Source organism: Acinetobacter rudis (genome assembly GCF_031157835.1).
In the GTDB taxonomy this organism is placed as follows: Bacteria; Pseudomonadota; Gammaproteobacteria; order Pseudomonadales; family Moraxellaceae; genus Acinetobacter; species Acinetobacter rudis_A.
This window is the reverse complement of sequence record NZ_JAVIDR010000001.1, coordinates 119,100-136,862: the sequence shown is the minus strand read 5'-3', so window position 1 is coordinate 136,862 and position 17,763 is coordinate 119,100. Positions and strand designations below refer to the sequence as shown.

The following is a 17,763-nucleotide window of genomic DNA, read 5'->3' as shown; positions in this document are numbered from 1 at the left end:
CAAATACAAAGCTGTATATGTAGCTTATACAGCTTTGAATAAAGAACGAGTTGATTAGTTAATCTGAGAAAAGTTGGACTTTTCGATTGGCTTTAAGACAGTCATTGGATGCGAAAATACAGGATGTAAACCATGCGTCAGAATAAACGATATAAAGCTGTGAAGAAGGCGATTGGATTAAATTTGACTGCAATTGCAGCAGTTTTAGCATTACAACAGCAAGCACATGCACATGGACAAGCTGCAGAAATGGTTCCTTTATATCAAAACATGAGTGATTTTGGTGCTCAGGTTAAAAAGGACGATTTTACAAATAGTTATATTATCTCTAAGGGTTCCCTCACTGTTCGTGCCAAACCTAATTCAGATACAGTTTTGGTTAATGGTAAAGCGCTTAAACTGAGTGTTCCTTTGTTAGAGAAAAACGGCCAAGCAGTAGTAAGTACTCATTTTATTAATGAAGTATTTCAATCTGGTTTAGATCAAACATTTGTGGTGGAGAGTGCTCCACATCCTTTAAATAGTCTAAGTGCTGCTGAATTAAAAGCAGCCTATGAAATTATTCAACAGTCTCAATATGCCTATCCAAATATGCGATTCGCAGAACTTAAACTCAAACAACCCAATAAAGATAAAGTTTGGGACTTTTTTATTAATGGCAAGACATTTAATGAAAATAGAATTGCTACTTTTAATATCTTAAAAGGGAATCAGGCCATTGAAGGAGAGGTCGATTTAAATCGTAAAGAAGTTACTCAATGGAAAGTGCTTGAGAATACGCATGGAATGATTTTGCTTGATGATTTTGAAACAGTACAAAAGGCAATTGAAAATAGTGAAGACTACAAAAAGGCGCTGAAGAAACGAGGTATTAACGATGTGACCAAGGTGATTGCTAATCCTCTCACTGTTGGATACTTTGGCGGTAAAGATGGTTTAAATAAAGAGCTTAACGTTTTAAAGGTGGTATCGTATCTTGATATTGGGGATGGTAATTACTGGGCGCATCCCATTGAAAATTTAGTTGCTGTGGTTGATCTAAATCAGAAAAAAGTAATTCGCATTGAAGAAGCTGCTTTAATTCCAGTTCCAATGACTGAAAGACCATATATGAGTAAAAATACGAAGAAACCTGTTAAGCCACTCAATATTATTGAGCCAGAAGGTAAAAACTTTTCAATTTCTGGTCAAACTGTACATTGGGGAAATTGGTGTTTCCATATTGCTTTAGATTCACGTGTGGGACTACAGCTTTCGACTGTGACTTATAAAGACAAAGGTGTCAAAAGAAAGGTCATGTATGAGGGCAGCTTGGGGGGAATGGTCGTACCTTATGGTGATCCTGAGCTGGGTTGGTATTTTAAATCGTATTTAGATTCTGGTGAATATGGTATGGGGACGCTTACATCACCAATTCATATTGGAAAAGATGCCCCCGATAATGCAGTCATTTTAGATGCAGTAATTGCTGATTATAAAGGTCAGCCACAAGTTATTCCGAATGCCATTGCAGTATTTGAGCGTTATGCAGGGCCAGAATATAAGCATAAGGAGATTTTTGGCGATCAAGATGCCAGTGAGGAACGCCGTGAATTGGTTGTGCGCTGGATTAGTACTGTCGGAAATTATGATTATATGTTTGATTGGGTTTTTGCACAAAATGGTGTTATTGGTATTAATGCTGGAGCAACAGGGATTGAGGCAGTAAAAGGCGTTAAGGCAAGAACCATGCATGATCCTACAGCAAAAGAAGATACGAAGTATGGAACATTGATTGATCATAATATTGTGGGTACGACCCATCAACATATTTATAACTATCGGTTAGATTTAGATATTGATGGAAGTGAAAATAGCTTTGTGCATATGGACCCAGTCATTAAAGCAACAACAGATGGTGGTGTTCGCAGTAGTAGTATGCAAATTGATAGTAAAGTTATTGATAATGAAAAGAATGCTGCGGAGAAATTTGATCCATCAACAATTCGTCTGATCAGTAACTTGAATAAAGAAAATCGAATGGGTAATCCAGTATCTTATCAATTGATTCCATTTGCTGGAGGAACGCATCCTATTGCCAAAGGTGCCCAATTTAGTCCTGATGAGTGGTTGTTTAAACGACTTAACTTTATGGATAAACAAATTTGGGTTACTCAATATCATCCAGATGAACGTTATCCAGAAGGTAAGTATTCTAATCGTTCAACGCATGATACTGGGCTTGCTCAATTTATCAATAATAACCAAAGCATTGAAAATAAAGACTTGGTTGTATGGTTAACCACAGGAACAACACATGTGGCACGTGCTGAAGAATGGCCAATTATGCCAACAGAATGGGTCAATACTCTGTTAAAACCGTGGAATTTCTTTGATCAGACACCCACGTTAAATATTGAAAACGAGAAAGACAAAACATCACAAGGCCACCATTAAAGGCCTATCCGTTCAGGGTGAATAGGGATGTTCACCCCAACTTATCAAAGGGATTAAAGCAATGAAGTTGTTCAAACAAACAGCTCTGGCCTTGCTATGCTCATTTTTCTGGTCAGATATTCAAGCGGCAACGGAAGTCGATTACCACATTCAACCTTATCTAGATGTGAGTTATGGAATATTTCATAGTCAAAAAAGTTATGCCAATCCTGAGGTACAACAGTCCAGTACAACTTGGCAAGAACTTGCTGCAAGTTATGGTCTAAAAGCAAATGCCAGTTTTAATCAACATGCTGTATATGGCAGTGTGATTGCAACCAGTACCGCAACTTTTGGTGATGGTGATGCAAGTCATGTGAGTAATGGGCATGAGCGACGAAATAATATTGGAGAATGGTCACTTGGCTTAAAGGATACACCAGCTGAGCAAGCGTATGAGCATTACAATGTTTCGTTAGGCCGACAAAATATTGTTGTAGGCGATGGATTTATGGTAGCTGGAGATGCAGTTAATTTAGGGCGTGCTGCTGCTGATGGTTCACTCGATAGAGGTGGTGCTTATTATTTAGCACCAAGGAAAGCTTTTGATTTTAGTGCTGTTGTCCAGTACCGCCCAGTAGAGAACCTAACCACAGGATTATATTATTTAAAATCAAATAATAAAGCCCAGTATGATGCTGAGTTATTTGTGGCCGATGCTTTATATCAGCAAGATAAATTTGCTGTGGGGGGAAGTTATCTAGGAGTGATAGATGTAGATGATCCTTTGCAGCAAACGCGCCGAGCACATTTAAAAAATTATGCATTGCGTGGGCAATATCATTTTAATCCTGATTTTCAGCTAAAAGGGGAAGTGGTGTATCAAGATAATGCTCAATCCAATGAAAATGCAGCGTATCTTGCGTTCAATTATCAAGTACCTCATTCGCCACATTCAGCTGAATGGGGGTATCGCTTTAGTCATTATTCTGAACATTATGATCCCATGTTTTATGGCAATACCGTTGGATTAGGGGGATGGATCCAAGGAGAGGTGGCTGGTAACTATGCTGGTCCCAACAATAAAAACACTCAGGTTCATCAACTATCATTTTCGATTAAACCCCTAGAAAACTTAATGTTTGGTGCTTTTGCTTACCGCTTTGAAACGCTTAAAAAATCTGTACAAGATTTAAGTAGTTATGAGCTTGATTTCTATTCAGTTTGGTCGCCAACAAAGCATATACAAGTGGTTCCGCTGATTGGTTTTTATAAAGCAGATAAAGGTATGGAGCAGGGTGGTTCACAGCTTTTTGATCATAAATTAAATAGCTACACACAATTATTGTTGCAATACACCTACTAAGTCTAACTGGTCATAGCGAGTAGGAACATCCATCTAATCGCAATCATGATGGCTAAGTGTAGTACTGACTATATTTTAAATTTCGGTGTCTAGTTGTTGACGATTCAATGTAAAAATTAAGGAGCAGTAAATGAGTGATGTACAAATTTTAGCAAGCGTGCAGCAATTTATGGCACGTCAACATGGACACTTTATACAAGGTGAATGGGTTAAAGCTGCATCTTCAGAACGAATTCATATTATTAATCCAGCAACTGAACAATCCGTTGCCACGATAGCAGTTGCCACTAAACAGGAAGTAGAAGCCGCTGTCCAAAGTGCAGAACAGGCTTTTCATACGGTTTGGGCCAATACTTCACCTTATGAACGTGGGCAAAAACTACTTAAACTCGCAGATTTGGTTGAACAACATGCAGAAGAGTTTGCCCAATTAGAGAGTTTAACTACAGGGAAACTGATTCAACTGTCACGACATTTAGAAGTTGCTCAAACAATTGTCTTTCTTCGTTATTTTGCTGGTTGGGCAACGAAAATTCATGGACAAACCATGACCCCATCAATTCCATCAATGCAAGGTGAGCAATATACAGCTTACACAATGCGCCAAGCTATTGGTGTTATTGCGGGAATTGTACCGTGGAACTTTTCCTTAATGATTGGTTGTTGGAAGATTGGTTCAGCATTAACAACTGGTTGTACGATTGTGCTGAAACCAAGTGAGTTTACGACATTATCATTATTGCGTTTAGCAGAATTAGCAATAGAGGCTGGTATTCCCGCTGGAGTCATTAATGTGGTAACTGGTGCAGGGCAAACCGGTCAATATTTAATAGATGCTAAAAAGATAAAAAAAGTTTCTTTTACGGGATCTGTCGCAACAGGTATTGCGATTGGCCAGCGTGCTATGTGTAATGATTTAACCCGAGTGAGTTTAGAGCTTGGTGGAAAAAATGCTGCTGCCATATGTGCAGATGCAGATATTGATGCATTACTACCAACCTTGTTACAAGCTACTTTTGTACATCAAGGTCAGGTTTGTGCAGCACCTGAACGTTTCTTTGTTCACCAATCTAAATATGATGAATTTATTGAAAAAATTACAGTGGCTATGCAACAAATTAAAATGGGTTCTCCTTTAGACGAGTCCACGATGTTTGGCCCATTATCAAATAAGGTCCATTTTGAAAAGGTCAAACAATATCTTGAGATGGCGCAAAATAAACAGCAAGTGATTTGTGGTGGTAAGGTCCACGCTGGGACAGGATATTTTGTAGAACCCACTTTGTTAAAGGTTACTAGTGTTGAAGATCCACTTTTTATGGAAGAAACATTTGGTCCTGTGGTGAGTGTAATTACTTTTGAACATGATGAAGAGTTAATTTCAATGATGAATCACTTTCGTTTTGGTTTAACTGCAAGTATTTGGACAAATGATCTGGCCAAGGCTCTGCGTTTGATTCCAAAAATTGAAGCAGGTTCAGTATGGGTGAACATGCATACTTTCCTTGATCCTGCTGTACCTTTTGGTGGCGTGAAGGCATCAGGACTGGGACGTGAGTTTTCAGATGCATTTATTGAAGATTACACTGAATTAAAGTCTGTGATGATACGTTATTAAATTGAACACTATACTTTAAAGTTTGAATAGATCTTTACTCATCAAACAGCCCTGATCAATATGCAGGGCTGTATTTTTTAGAGAGAGTTTATCTTTTAGATTGAAATATCGTAATGATACTAGGCTTGTTTGGCCCGAGTATCGGGAAGTAAAAAGGTGACTAAGCCCAGTAAGGGTAAAAATGAACAGAGCTGATAAACCCAATGAATACCATAGAGATCTGCAAGGTGACCTAGACCAGCGGCACCCAGACCACTAATACCAAACATCAAACCAAACATGACACCTGAGATCATACCAACACGGCCAGGCATGGCTTCTTGAGCATAAACCACTAAAGCAGAGAAGGCAGAAGAAATAATAAGCCCAACAAACATAACCAAAATAGCAGTCCAGGTTAAGTTGGCATACGGTAACATTAGCGCAAAAGGAATAGCACCCAAAAACGAAACCCAAATGACAGCTTTACGTCCAATACGATCGCCAATTGGACCGCCAAAAAAGGTTCCTAAAGCAACTGAACCTAAAAAGGCAAATAAATAAAGTTGTGAAGTTTGAATTGAAAGCTGGAAACGTTCAATCAAATAAAAAGTAAAATAGTTACTAATCGCAGCAATGTAGATAAATTTTGCAAATAAGAGTATGCAAATGACGATGATGGCACGCGTAATCTGTTTAGGATTTAAAACTGATACACTGCGTTTAGCACTTGCTGCTAGTAGCGCTGAGGCATGAGTAATGCGCCACCGTGTAACACGAAGTAAGACCCACACAGCCAATCCAGCCAGTAAAATAAACCAAGCAAAAGCATATTGTCCATTGGGAATTAAAATTGCTGCGGCCAATAAAGGGCCGAGTGCTGAACCCGTATTCCCTCCAACTTGGAACAGCGATTGAGCTGTACCGAAACGACCTCCAGAGGCCAAGCGTGCAATACGAGATGCTTCAGGATGAAAGGTAGATGAACCCACACCAATCAGCGCTGCGGCAATAAGAAGCATTGAAAAATTAGTTGCAAAGGCCATGAGGGCAATCCCAAGTAGGGTAATGACCATACCGACAGGCAATAAATACGGTTTTGGATGCTTATCTGTATATAAACCAATCCATGGTTGTAATAAGGATGCTGTGAGTTGATAGATCAGTGCAATCCAACCAATCTGTGTGAAATTTAAGCTAAACGCTGACTTTAGCATTGGGTAGCTAGCAGTGATAATGGCTTGAATAGAGTCATTGAGTAAGTGAGCAAAAGCAACTGCACCTACAACATGAAGTAAAAATTTCTGTGGTGGATGATTGGATTGAAGACTAGAATCAGTGAGTGATTGATTCTCATTTAAGGTATCACTAGACATAACTTATTTCCAGAAATGAAGTGCTTAGAGACTTCAATCGATGGTCCAAATGAAGAGGGTTGTGGTTTGAGGGGTATTATCCTAGACTATCAAATTTCGACCCACAATCTTTATTGGGTCAAATATTGTCGAATTTGAGCCATTTTTTGAGGTGAACATGCGCAATGTTCAAATCAATGATCATGAAAATGTGCCACGAAATGTCATCGCTACAGGAAATGATTATGCAGATGGATTTGTGCTGGCTAAACATCATCATATGCGTGGTCAATGTTTATATGCGATCACGGGTGTACTAACGGTAACGACGCATACAGGCAGTTGGGTCGTTCCGCCGCATCGTGCTTTATGGATACCTGCTGGGGTTGAACATGAAGTTCATATGGATGGTATTACGAAAACACGCAATGCTTATATTTTACCGAAGGCAGCACAAGATGCAGGGTTACCAAATTATTGTACGGTAATTGCAGTTTCACCGTTACTACATGAGCTGTTATCTACAGCAGTAGATTTACCTGCAGAGTATCCATTAGGTGGGCATAATGAACATCTTATGCAATTGGTCATTGCTGAAATTGCTTTAATGCCGCATTTACCACTTAATGCACCATTACCACAGGAGCCACGGTTAGCTAAGCTCTGTCGTGAATTACTAAAGTCACCCAGTTTGGATGCAAATCTAGAGTTGGTATCTAAACAAGTGGGAATGAGTCGTCGCAACTTTACTCGACTATTTCGAAAAGAAACAGGAATGAGTTTTGGGCAATGGAGACAACAGGCTTGTCTACTTGCTGCACTTACACGGTTGAGCATGGGTGAATCTGTAACACAGATTGCAATTGAATTAGGCTACAGCAGCACCAGTGCTTTTACGCTATCTTTTCGACGTGCTTTAGGTGCTTCACCCAGCCAATATATTGGTGATCAGATTGATTCTAAGTGAGCTAAGATTCGTGTTTTTCTAAATATAGAATAGATCAGTTTGTAGAGTGAAGAATGAGTGAACTAGCTTATGTTATAGCTACTTTCTCATTTATATTGGATAGAAATTTATTTAGCTTACACTATGATGTCTTTCATGTAGTGGGTATCATGGACAACACCAAAACAATGGAAATCGTAGACTTGATTGACAGTAAAGAACTTCGTAGAGCTTTGGGTAATTTTGCTACAGGTGTCACCATCATGACAGCTCAAAATAGTCAAGGCGAACGTGTTGGTATGACCGCAAATAGTTTTAATTCTGTGTCTTTAGATCCTGCATTGATTTTGTGGAGTATTGATAAGAACTCTGCGAGTTATCGTATCTTTGCCGAAGCCAGTCATTTTGCTGTTAATGTTTTATCGGCGACCCAGATTCATTTGTCTAACCATTTTGCACGTCGTAGTGAAGATAAGTTTGCGGGCATTGCTTTTGATACTGGCTATGGCCAAGCGCCTTTACTGCCACATTGTTCAGCAACGTTTGAATGTGAAAAATACGCAATACATGATGGGGGAGATCATTGGATTATCTTAGGACGTGTATTACGTTTTGCTGATTATGGTCGAGCGCCTTTATTGTACCATCAAGGTGCTTATTCGGCTGTAATGCCACATCCAAGCTTAAAACCACAGGCATTGGTGTCGGAACAAAAACAAGAGCATGCCCCACAGCAGCGCTTACAACAAAATATTTATTATTTGTTAACTCAAGCGGTACGCGCTTATCAAAATGATTATCTTCCTTTGCAATTATCTAGTGGTTTTAGAACCAGTGAAGCAAGGTTGCTGATGATTTTATATGAGAAAACCACGTTGACTTTACCTGAAATTATTGCAGAGGCTGCAATTCCTAGACATGAAATTGAGCAAGCTAGCACCATGCTTACTGAGCAAGCTTTGTTGAGAGTAGAGCAAAATATATTTACCTTAACAGTGCAAGGGCAACAGGCGGCACATGCCTTATTGAGTTTAGCTGAACAGCATCAACAACGCGTTTTTTCTCAATATAATGCGCAGCAATGTGAAGATTTTAAACGTATTTTGCAAGATCTAATCGCGATGTGATCACCACGCAGGGCAATGTTTAACTATGGTTAAATGGGATATTTAATTAAAGTTCATGCGGTGAGGTGGAAGAGGATTGAAAGCACACTCCACCTCCTCGTGCTGTTAAATTGTTGTTGATGTATGGGAGGAGCCATATAAATGCTTTTAATTTACTGTGCTTTTCGTTGGACGATAAACCAAGTAGACCCCAGCCAAAATTGCACAAATCCCCATATAGTCAAAACCAGATAGTGTTGAACTAAAGATTAGGTAATCTAGGATTAATGTTACAACAGGAACTAAGTAAAAGAGTGAAGTGACATTGACAACATTGCCTGACTGTAAAAGATAATAAAACAATAATTGTGCAATAACTGAAATCACGAGACCCAACCAAATAGTCGGCATCCAAAAACCGATGTTCATTTCAAACTCAAAACCTTGCAACGGTATAACTAAGGCAAAACCAATCAATGCAACTAAATACTGTAATGGCATAATTTGTACTGGATTCTCTTTAATTTTGCGTTGCATAATTGCCCCAATCGTAATGGCAAAAAGACAAATTAAAGCAAAACCAATTGATAAAAATGACAGTTGTTTAATAAAAAGACTGGTGTATACCAAACAAATAATGCCAAGAAAACTAAGTAACAGTCCTGACAATTTAATTTTTGAGAATTGTTTTTCTGTAATGAAAAAAGTCAAGATGGGTTGTAATGCCAGTATAGTAGCCAGCAATCCTGGTGAAATACCATATTGCAATGCAAAAAAGTAAAATAGTGAATAACACCCAATGAGTAAAAAACCTGTAGCTGCGACATAAGGCCAAGGTGTATGTTGCGGAAAGAAGTGCTGCTTTTTATAAATACAAAAGGCAATTAGTGCAATAATAGCAATGGCGTAACGAAAGATTAACAGTGGTACAGCATGTCCATGTTCTAATCCCCATTTACTAAAGATTGCAGCACTTCCCCACAGGCCGACAAAACTAATGGTACTGAGTCGATTAGCAAGTTGAGTATTCATGACGGTAAGTGGTTTAAAAGGATAAACCTACTGTATCGAAAATTGATCAATAAAAACAGCACGCTATTACTGTTCTAAAATATTAGATTAACGTGCTGTTTTTTAGAGTGATTTCTAATTGGCCATCTCAAGTAAAAGCTGCTGAATCAGTTCAGCACAATCTAAATCACGAATTTGAGCAACATTTGCACCAGCCCAAAATGCGCCATAGCCATGATCACCATGTTGGCTGGCAACACTGTGTAATTGTTTAGCAATATCATAAGCATAAGGGTAAGGTGCAACATCTGGGCGACTAGGAAGATCAATTTCACGATGCCAATGTTGCAATAATGCACGTGCAGGGCGGCCTGAGATGCTTGAACTAATTTGTGTCGTTTGTTGTTGCAGCAGTGCTTCACGGTATTTTGCATGGGCATTAGAATTCTTGGCAACCAAAAACGCTGTACCCATTTGTACGGCAGATGCACCGATGTCTAACATTTGGCGAATGTGTTGCCCATTCATAATCCCACCCGCAGCAACGATAGGACATGTGCAATGTGCTTTGATGAGTTTGACTAAGTCTGCTGTTCTAATGGCAGCATCTATTTCAGGGTTAAAACAACCACGATGCCCACCTGCTTCAATACCTTGGGCATTGATGATATCAATTCCTGCTTGTTCAATCAGTTGTGCTTCAACCAAGTTGGTTGCACTGACCATTGTTAAAATCCCTGCTTGTTTAAGAGCCTGAATTTGATGAGGATGAGGTATACCAAAGTGAAAACTCACCAGCGTTGGGCGTGTTTCTAATACGAGCTCAAGGAAATCATCGTTGTCAAGAAAGCTAGGATAAATACAGTTGAGCTGCTTTGGTGGAGTTGCTGAAAATTTTTCGAAAGCAGGTTTGAGTGTATTAATCCAGTTTTGCATACTGACTGGGTCAGGGGAGACCGTTTGATGACAAAAAAAGTTTAAATGCAGTGGCCCATCGCAAATTTTCTGTGTTGCTAAAATTTGTTCACGTGCACTGGCGACAGTGCTTGCACCAAGTCCGAGTGAGCCCAACGCACCTTGCATTGAGACTTCAGCAGCGAGTTGTGCAGTACTTACTCCAGCCATTGGGGAAAGAAAAATGGGATGTTGAAGTTTAAGTTTTTGTAGCAGATCCATGAGTATCTACCTTGATGCTATGTTGACTTTAACTTAGCTAAGCAAGCTTAAACATGCAAATTATAATCATTATTTCTTTTTTGAATTACATGTTTAAACTGCTATTTTTACTGGGTGTATTAGATTGGTTTTTTAGGATAAATAGAATTCATATAAGCTTGAAATTGTTGTACAGCCTGTTGTTGATGCTCACGCTTTAAATAGCTCAGTACGGCATCTAAATAGGGTTCACTGGGCTGTATTTCAAACCCAAGTTTTTGACTTAATTGGGCATAGTGTTGTTTGACTAAATTAGGGTTCTAGGCTACCGCTTTAATATTGAGTTGCATATCCTCAAATATAAATCTTAAACCATCTAAATTGCCCTTCATGGTGACTGAACCGTGATTTTCATCCTCATAACGTACAAACTTATAGTTCAAGTGATGTTGTTGCTGCCCACTAAAATATTGATGCATTTTTTGAATTGCATCATCGTGTTGATCTACACCATTTTGTTGAGTACTAATACCTGCCTGACTGAGAAATAACTGTTTATTCTGCATTTTTGTATTATTAGCATTTTGAAATGTTTTAAGCATCATTTCGTTATCCCACCAGATGCTCGGATCATGTACGATGTAGGCCTGCATGCTTTTTTCACTACTTATCATGTGATTGAGTGCAGTGATTCCTCCAAAGGAATGGCCAATCATAATGTTAAAACCGTTACTACGGTATTTATGGGTAATATCTGGCATTAATTCTGTTTCTAGAAATTTAAAGAATGCAGCATTGCCTCCTGTTTTCCCTTCAATTTTTCTACCAGCAAGAGAGTCAGTTTTTTGCACACTTGGGGTAAGGTCTCGTGAACGATCTGTATTTACAATCCCAACAATAATCATTTCCGGAATAGCTGGATAAGGTGATTTAGATAGTTTTTCAACAATCGCCGTGAGATAGTGAAAGTTACTTTCACTATCTAAAAGATAGATTACGGGATAACGCTGCGTAGAATAACGTGTATAGCTTGAGGGAAGATAAACTTGTACCTCTCGTTGTTCTTTTAGCACAGTTGAAGGAAGCGTATAGCTTTCACCCAGTTGAATATTCTGGTTTGCTAAAACTGTGGTGGAGACTTGGCTAAGACCAAGACAAAGTGTGAGAGAAAGTAAGGTTTTTTTAAGCATGGTCATAGTCGTAACAAGTTGGAAAAGCATGTTATTTAAAATGAGAATCATTATCTATTGTAGTGTGTTTAAAATCAACTTCGTAAATTAGTCTTATTTTTTTAATTTATTTTGGGAAGGCAATATTTAGTGGTGCTTAAAGTAAATCAAATAAGCCAGATGATATAAAACTCGGCTTAAATATTAAAAATAAGCCGAGTTAGATGATGCTATACATTACACAGAGACGTTAAATAACGAGCCAATCCAAGTTGCGAAGGCCATGGCGATAATGCCCCAAAGCGTTACGCGAAAGCTTCCTTTTAACATTGATGTACCTGCAAAATAACTTGATACAGCACCTAAAATTGCTAAAGAGAGCACACCCACAATCATTACTGTCCATGAAACATAGGCTTCTGGGCTGATTAGAATTGAAAACATGGGGAGAAGCGCACCAAGGGTAAAGGCTAATGCAGATGAACCAGCTGCCTGTAGTGGATTTGCAGCAGTGGCTTCGTTAATCCCAATTTCATCACGAGCATGTGCTTCTAAAGCATCTTTTTCAGTAAGTTGAACTGCGACTTGATGGGCTAAATCTGGATCAAGTCCGCGTTGAATATAAATTTGCGTTAATTCTTTGAGTTCGTAATGAGGATTCCGGTGCAGCTCGCGGGCTTCCATTGCGAGATCGGCTTCTTCAATATCTGATTGTGATTTAACAGATATATATTCTCCCGCAGCCATAGAGCTTGCACCAGAGATAAGGCCAGCAACACAACTAATGAGTAAGACTTCAGTACTCGCTCCACTGGCAGCCATACCCATCACTAAACTTGTGACAGAAATAATCCCATCATTTGCTCCCAATACAGCAGCACGTAACCAACCAGAGCGATGAATATAATGATGTTCATGATGATGTGGATGCATATTTAATCCAATTGGAAGAGATAATGGAGTGGATAATTTAACGTAATTGTAGATCAATATTCAATATATAAATTTATTTTTAAAATGTATTTTCATTATTTTTATTTTAATGAGGTTTTTGATAATGAACATTGTTTTTAAATAATGATGATATTGATTTTTATTTATCTGTTAGAAAAATATTATCGATTTTTATTATCATTTTCAATCTGAAACAGTTGTTGTATATAGGGTGTGTCTTTGTTCTGTAGGCTATGGTTAGTGCTATATACTCTAAAAATTTTCTGTAATATTTGTATTGTGGTTTTACTTTTATAGTGAGTTAATATTTATTATTCGCATTTAATAAATTGATTATTGAGATGGATTAATAATATTTAAATTCATTATTTTGGTTGGTGCTTATATTATAATTTTAGTTATAAAATACCCCCAGTATAATAATATACTGAGGGTAAATACTATAATGGGGAGAAGATTATGCTTCGCTTGAACGAATTAAATAATCAAAGGCTGAAAGGGCAGCTTTAGCGCCTTCACCAGCAGCAATAATGATTTGTTTATAAGGTACTGTTGTACAGTCTCCTGCAGCGAATACGCCTTTAACATTCGTTTCATTACGTTCGTTAATTACGATTTCACCACGGTTTGATAATTCAACAGAATCCTTAAGGAAGTCAGTGTTTGGTAGTAAACCAATCTGTACAAAGATCCCTGCAAGTTCAACAGTATGCAGTTGTTCAGTGCTACGATCTTTATAAACCAGAGCTGTAACTTGGCTACCATCACCTACGACTTCTGTTGAAAGAGCATTCAAGATGACTTCTGTATTTGGCAAACTATGCAATTTGTTTTGTAACACTTGGTCGGCACGTAACTTAGTATCAAATTCGATTAAGGTCACATGTTCGACAATTCCTGCTAAATCAATTGCAGCTTCAACACCAGAGTTACCACCACCAATTACAGCAACACGTTTACCTTTAAACAATGGGCCATCACAGTGTGGGCAGTAAGCAACACCACGAGTCTTGTATTCTTTCTCACCAGGTACATTCATTTCTCTCCAGCGCGCACCAGTAGAAAGAACGACTGTTTTTGAATGTAATTTAGCACCATTTTCAAGCTCAACTTCAACCATACCTGTTGTGGTTTGGTCTGCACCAGTCAATTTTTTCACTTTTTGTAGATTCATAATATCTACATCGTATTGACGTACATGTGCTTCAAAGTCAGCAGCAAAAGTAGGGCCTTGAGTTTTTTGCACTGATGTAAAGTTTTCAATGTCCATGGTATCCATGACTTGACCACCAAAACGTTCAGCAACAATCCCTGTGCGGATGCCTTTACGTGCTGCATACATTGCAGTTGTAGCACCTGCAGGGCCACCACCAACGACTAATACATCAAAAGCTTCTTTTGCATTTAGACGCTCAGCATCTTTAGATGCAGCATTGCTATCTAGTTTTGCTACGATTTCTTCAAGGGTCATACGACCTTGACCAATATGTTGATCATCTTGGAAGACCATTGGTACGGCCATGATTTTGCGTTGTTCTACTTCATCTTGGAAGAAACCACCATCAATCATGGTTGTGGTCGTATTTGGGTTGTTGATGGCAATTAAGTTAAGTGCCTGTACGACATCAGGACAGTTATGGCAACTTAATGATACAAATACATCAAAGTCAGCTTTAAGGTTTAATCCTTTGATTTGTGATAATACTTCATCAGAAACTTTAGCAGCGTAACCAGAGACTTGAAGTAACGCCAAGATTAAAGACGTAAACTCATGGCCCATTGGTAGACCTGCAAAAAACACACGTGGTTGCTCACCAACTTTTGCGATACCAAAGCTCGGAGTGCGTTTGTGTTGACCATCAAAACGAGCGCTTACTTGGTCAGACAATTCAGCAATTTCACTCACGAGTTGTTTAACTTGTGAAGATTTCTCAGAGTCGTCTAAAGCTGCAATGATCTCGATTGGGCTTTCTAGACGTTCCAAATAGCTTTTTAATTGCGCTTTAATATTTTGATCTAACATTGACGATCTCCAAATATATCGTTGTATTGTGGCATTGGTTAAATGATAGGTGATTTATCCCAATAGGTAAAACAGTTTGTTTTTATAAGCTTGATCGGTTTTTGAAATCACGAATAAATACGTTTTGATACGAATACTTATTACAATAATTTAAATACATTGTAGGTTGAACAATAAATGCCAGATACACAACTTAAAAGTGGAATTTATCGACATTATAAGGGACAACTTTATCAGGTTTTTTCTGTAGCAAGACATAGTGAAACACAAGAATTTTTTGTTGTCTATCAATGCCTTTATGGCGATTACTCTATATGGATTCGTCCATTAACGATGTTTACTGAAATGGTGGTACTTGAAGATGGGCGAAGTGTTGCACGTTTTCAATTAGAGCAACAACATTAATCATATTTGAACCTGAAATTTATAAACTGTTTTGAGTTAATGTTCATTAAAAGCTGTAATCAAATTCTAGGGAATACATTGTCATGAGTTTAAGTACAAGTTTTATGGATCGAATAGGTGAGTTATATCGGAGCTTTATCCAGCATGATGCAGGGCAGCCTGATCGAATCAAACGCTATCGCAATATAGAGCCAGATTCGGCTTACTATATTGCAATGATGATTCGCATTCAGCAATCGAAACATATTTTAGAAATTGGTACATCAACAGGTTATTCAACACTTTGGATGGCTGATGCAGCACATGTGACTGGTGGTAAAATCACCACGTTAGAAATTGACCCAAGTCGTACTGCGCAGGCACAACGCTATGCTCAGGAATTAGAGTTAGATCAATGTATTCAGTTCTGGTGTGGGGATGCACGAGACTTTTTGCACCAAGAACAACAATTATATGATCTGATCTTACTTGATGCTGAGCGAGATGCATATGTAGATTATTGGCCTGATCTACAACGTCTACTTCATCCGCATGGTGGCGTTCTTATTGTTGATAACGTAATTTCTCATGCTGCTGAAGTTAAAAGTTTTATTACTGAGGTTAAGCAAGACTCACGTTTTATGTGTAATACCATTGCTTTTGGAGCAGGTCTATTTATTGTCACTTATAAGTCCTAATGATTATAAGATGCTATTAGATTGTTCTGAATGTGCATTCATAAAAAAACCGCGTCAATATTGACGCGGTTTTTTTAATCTTTAGCGTTTAATCGCTTAGATTTTACCAACTAGGTCGATAGATGGAGCTAGAGTTGCTTCACCTTCTTTCCATTTAGCAGGGCAAACTTCACCTGGGTGAGCGTGAACGTATTGAGCTGCTTTAACTTTACGAAGAAGTTCAGAAGCATCACGGCCTACACCACCAGCGTTAATTTCAACGATTTGGATTTTACCTTCTGGGTCTACAACGAAAGTACCACGATCAGCAAGACCAGCAGCTTCGATAAGAACTTCGAAGTTTTTAGCTAAAGTCCAAGTTGGATCGCCAAGCATTGGGTATTGGATTTTTTTGATTTCGTCAGAAGAATCGTGCCAAGCTTTGTGAGTGAAGTGAGTGTCTGTAGAAACAGAGTAGATCTCAACACCTAATTTTTGGAATTCAGCATAGTTATCTGCTAAGTCACCAAGCTCAGTTGGGCAAACAAAAGTGAAATCAGCTGGGTAGAAGAAGAACACGCTCCATTTACCTTTAAGATCCGCTTCAGTCACTTCAACAAATTGACCGTTATGATACGCTTGTGCGTTAAATGGTTTAACTTCAGTATTAATTAAGCTCATCATTATCTCCAAGAGTGAGTTTGTAAATTTGGTATGCAGTGAGAATAAGACATCTTTCTTAATTGGGGAAATAGTATTTTTTCATCGCATAAATCGGAAAAACAAATTTTACTGTGATTTAGATCAATTATGAAATCGTGATTTCAATACAGCCGACAAACCAAAGCTATTCTTGTCAAAAAACCATGTTGTTTTTATGACAACATGGTCAAACAAAGAGGTATTGCCCTACCAATATGATGTTTCTTAGCAAAAAATCAAGGAGTGTAAAATAAATATCTTCATAAAATATGCAGCACGCCAAATTTTAGGCAAAGAATCCATCAAGAATGTTTTAATTAGAATAGCTATGCCCAGTGTCAGTCGTGATGAGCATTAAACTTCGAACTAATTTCAGTTATACTCGCAGCGCACCCATGTAGAGACTTCAAGTATGATTGCTAAGCCATCGTTATATAAGGATTTAGATCCAGAATTAAGAACGTGGTTATATGCATCAGGCTCGTTAACACAGCAGTTAACAGAATTGGCCGGTGGAACTTTTCGGGTTGAACCTACTCGGCAGTATTTTGAAAAAATGAATCAAGTTGATAGTCGTTGGATGAAAATGCCAGCTCATCATATTGCTTGGGTACGTGAAAGTTTACTTTATGGCTGTGAACAACAACCTTGGGTTCAAGCAAAAAGTATATTTCCAATCATGAGCTTGCAAGGTCGTGCTCGATTATTTCAGCACATTGGACAACAACCTATTGGCCGCTACTTGTTTCATCGTCATCAGCCATTGTGCCAAAGACGTGTACTGAAACTAAATGCAGGATGGACAAGGCAGAGCTGTTATACCTGGCACGGTTGTCGCTTTATCGTTCAGGAAACTTTTTTATCTACTTTTACTGACTATCTTGCACAATCAACAGATTAAAA

At 38.4% G+C, this 17,763-nt stretch carries 15 protein-coding genes; 8 read left to right on the top strand and 7 right to left on the bottom strand.

Features of this window, described 5'->3' with window-relative positions:
* Positions 1–132: 132 nt before the first annotated feature.
* The 3 genes from tynA (at position 133) to RFH42_RS00605 (ending at position 5,399) form a co-directional block, all read left to right on the top strand.
* Entirely contained in the window at positions 133–2,436 is a 2,304-nt protein-coding gene (gene tynA / locus RFH42_RS00615) for a primary-amine oxidase (RefSeq protein ID WP_308973596.1), read from the top strand.
* 61 nt (positions 2,437–2,497) lie between these two features.
* Positions 2,498–3,781: a hypothetical protein gene (locus RFH42_RS00610; RefSeq protein ID WP_308973595.1), complete on the top strand. Its 1,284-nt coding sequence runs from the start codon at positions 2,498–2,500 to the stop codon at positions 3,779–3,781.
* Positions 3,782–3,911: 130 nt separating this feature from the next.
* Positions 3,912–5,399 (top strand): aldehyde dehydrogenase family protein, encoded by a 1,488-nt coding sequence (locus RFH42_RS00605; RefSeq protein WP_308973594.1) that lies wholly within the window; start codon positions 3,912–3,914, stop codon positions 5,397–5,399.
* A 119-nt stretch (positions 5,400–5,518) separates the two neighbouring features.
* Here the strand turns inward: RFH42_RS00605 and RFH42_RS00600 are convergent, their stop codons facing one another.
* Positions 5,519–6,754: an MFS transporter gene (locus tag RFH42_RS00600; protein ID WP_308973593.1), complete on the bottom strand. Its 1,236-nt coding sequence runs from the start codon at positions 6,752–6,754 to the stop codon at positions 5,519–5,521.
* Positions 6,755–6,911: 157 nt separating this feature from the next.
* Between RFH42_RS00600 and RFH42_RS00595 the strand changes: the two genes are divergently transcribed.
* Entirely contained in the window at positions 6,912–7,700 is a 789-nt protein-coding gene (locus tag RFH42_RS00595; protein WP_308973592.1) for an AraC family transcriptional regulator, read from the top strand.
* 149 nt (positions 7,701–7,849) lie between these two features.
* A complete protein-coding gene (locus RFH42_RS00590) occupies positions 7,850–8,806 on the top strand; it encodes a p-hydroxyphenylacetate 3-hydroxylase reductase component (protein ID WP_308973591.1) in 957 nt (318 codons plus the stop codon).
* A gap of 147 nt (positions 8,807–8,953) precedes the next feature.
* Here RFH42_RS00590 and RFH42_RS00585 read toward each other — a convergent pair whose 3' ends face one another.
* The 5 genes from RFH42_RS00585 to ahpF all read right to left on the bottom strand — a co-directional run bounded on the left by RFH42_RS00585 (position 8,954) and on the right by ahpF (position 15,097).
* Positions 8,954–9,817, bottom strand: coding sequence for a DMT family transporter (locus tag RFH42_RS00585; protein ID WP_308973590.1), 864 nt, complete (start codon positions 9,815–9,817; stop codon positions 8,954–8,956).
* Positions 9,818–9,931: 114 nt separating this feature from the next.
* Positions 9,932–10,972 (bottom strand): NAD(P)H-dependent flavin oxidoreductase, encoded by a 1,041-nt coding sequence (locus tag RFH42_RS00580; RefSeq protein WP_308973589.1) that lies wholly within the window; start codon positions 10,970–10,972, stop codon positions 9,932–9,934.
* A 299-nt stretch (positions 10,973–11,271) separates the two neighbouring features.
* Entirely contained in the window at positions 11,272–12,141 is an 870-nt protein-coding gene (locus RFH42_RS00575) for an alpha/beta hydrolase (RefSeq protein ID WP_308973588.1), read from the bottom strand.
* Between the two features lie 216 nt (positions 12,142–12,357).
* The gene (locus RFH42_RS00570; RefSeq protein WP_308973587.1) at positions 12,358–13,053 is read right to left on the bottom strand and encodes a VIT1/CCC1 transporter family protein; all 696 of its coding nucleotides are present in this window, start codon (positions 13,051–13,053) and stop codon (positions 12,358–12,360) included.
* Positions 13,054–13,531: 478 nt separating this feature from the next.
* A complete protein-coding gene (ahpF, locus tag RFH42_RS00565) occupies positions 13,532–15,097 on the bottom strand; it encodes an alkyl hydroperoxide reductase subunit F (protein WP_308973586.1) in 1,566 nt (521 codons plus the stop codon).
* A 177-nt stretch (positions 15,098–15,274) separates the two neighbouring features.
* Between ahpF and RFH42_RS00560 the strand changes: the two genes are divergently transcribed.
* Both RFH42_RS00560 and RFH42_RS00555 read left to right on the top strand, forming a co-directional pair.
* Entirely contained in the window at positions 15,275–15,502 is a 228-nt protein-coding gene (locus tag RFH42_RS00560) for a DUF1653 domain-containing protein (protein WP_308973585.1), read from the top strand.
* Positions 15,503–15,585: 83 nt separating this feature from the next.
* Entirely contained in the window at positions 15,586–16,179 is a 594-nt protein-coding gene (locus RFH42_RS00555) for an O-methyltransferase (protein WP_308973584.1), read from the top strand.
* A gap of 96 nt (positions 16,180–16,275) precedes the next feature.
* On the opposite strand, the gene ahpC is transcribed toward RFH42_RS00555, so the two are convergent.
* The gene (gene ahpC, locus RFH42_RS00550; RefSeq protein ID WP_016656964.1) at positions 16,276–16,839 is read right to left on the bottom strand and encodes an alkyl hydroperoxide reductase subunit C; all 564 of its coding nucleotides are present in this window, start codon (positions 16,837–16,839) and stop codon (positions 16,276–16,278) included.
* A 433-nt stretch (positions 16,840–17,272) separates the two neighbouring features.
* On the opposite strand from ahpC, the gene RFH42_RS00545 reads away from it, so the two are divergent.
* Positions 17,273–17,761 (top strand): chorismate--pyruvate lyase family protein, encoded by a 489-nt coding sequence (locus tag RFH42_RS00545; RefSeq protein WP_308973583.1) that lies wholly within the window; start codon positions 17,273–17,275, stop codon positions 17,759–17,761.
* The last annotated feature ends 2 nt before the right edge of the window (positions 17,762–17,763 follow it).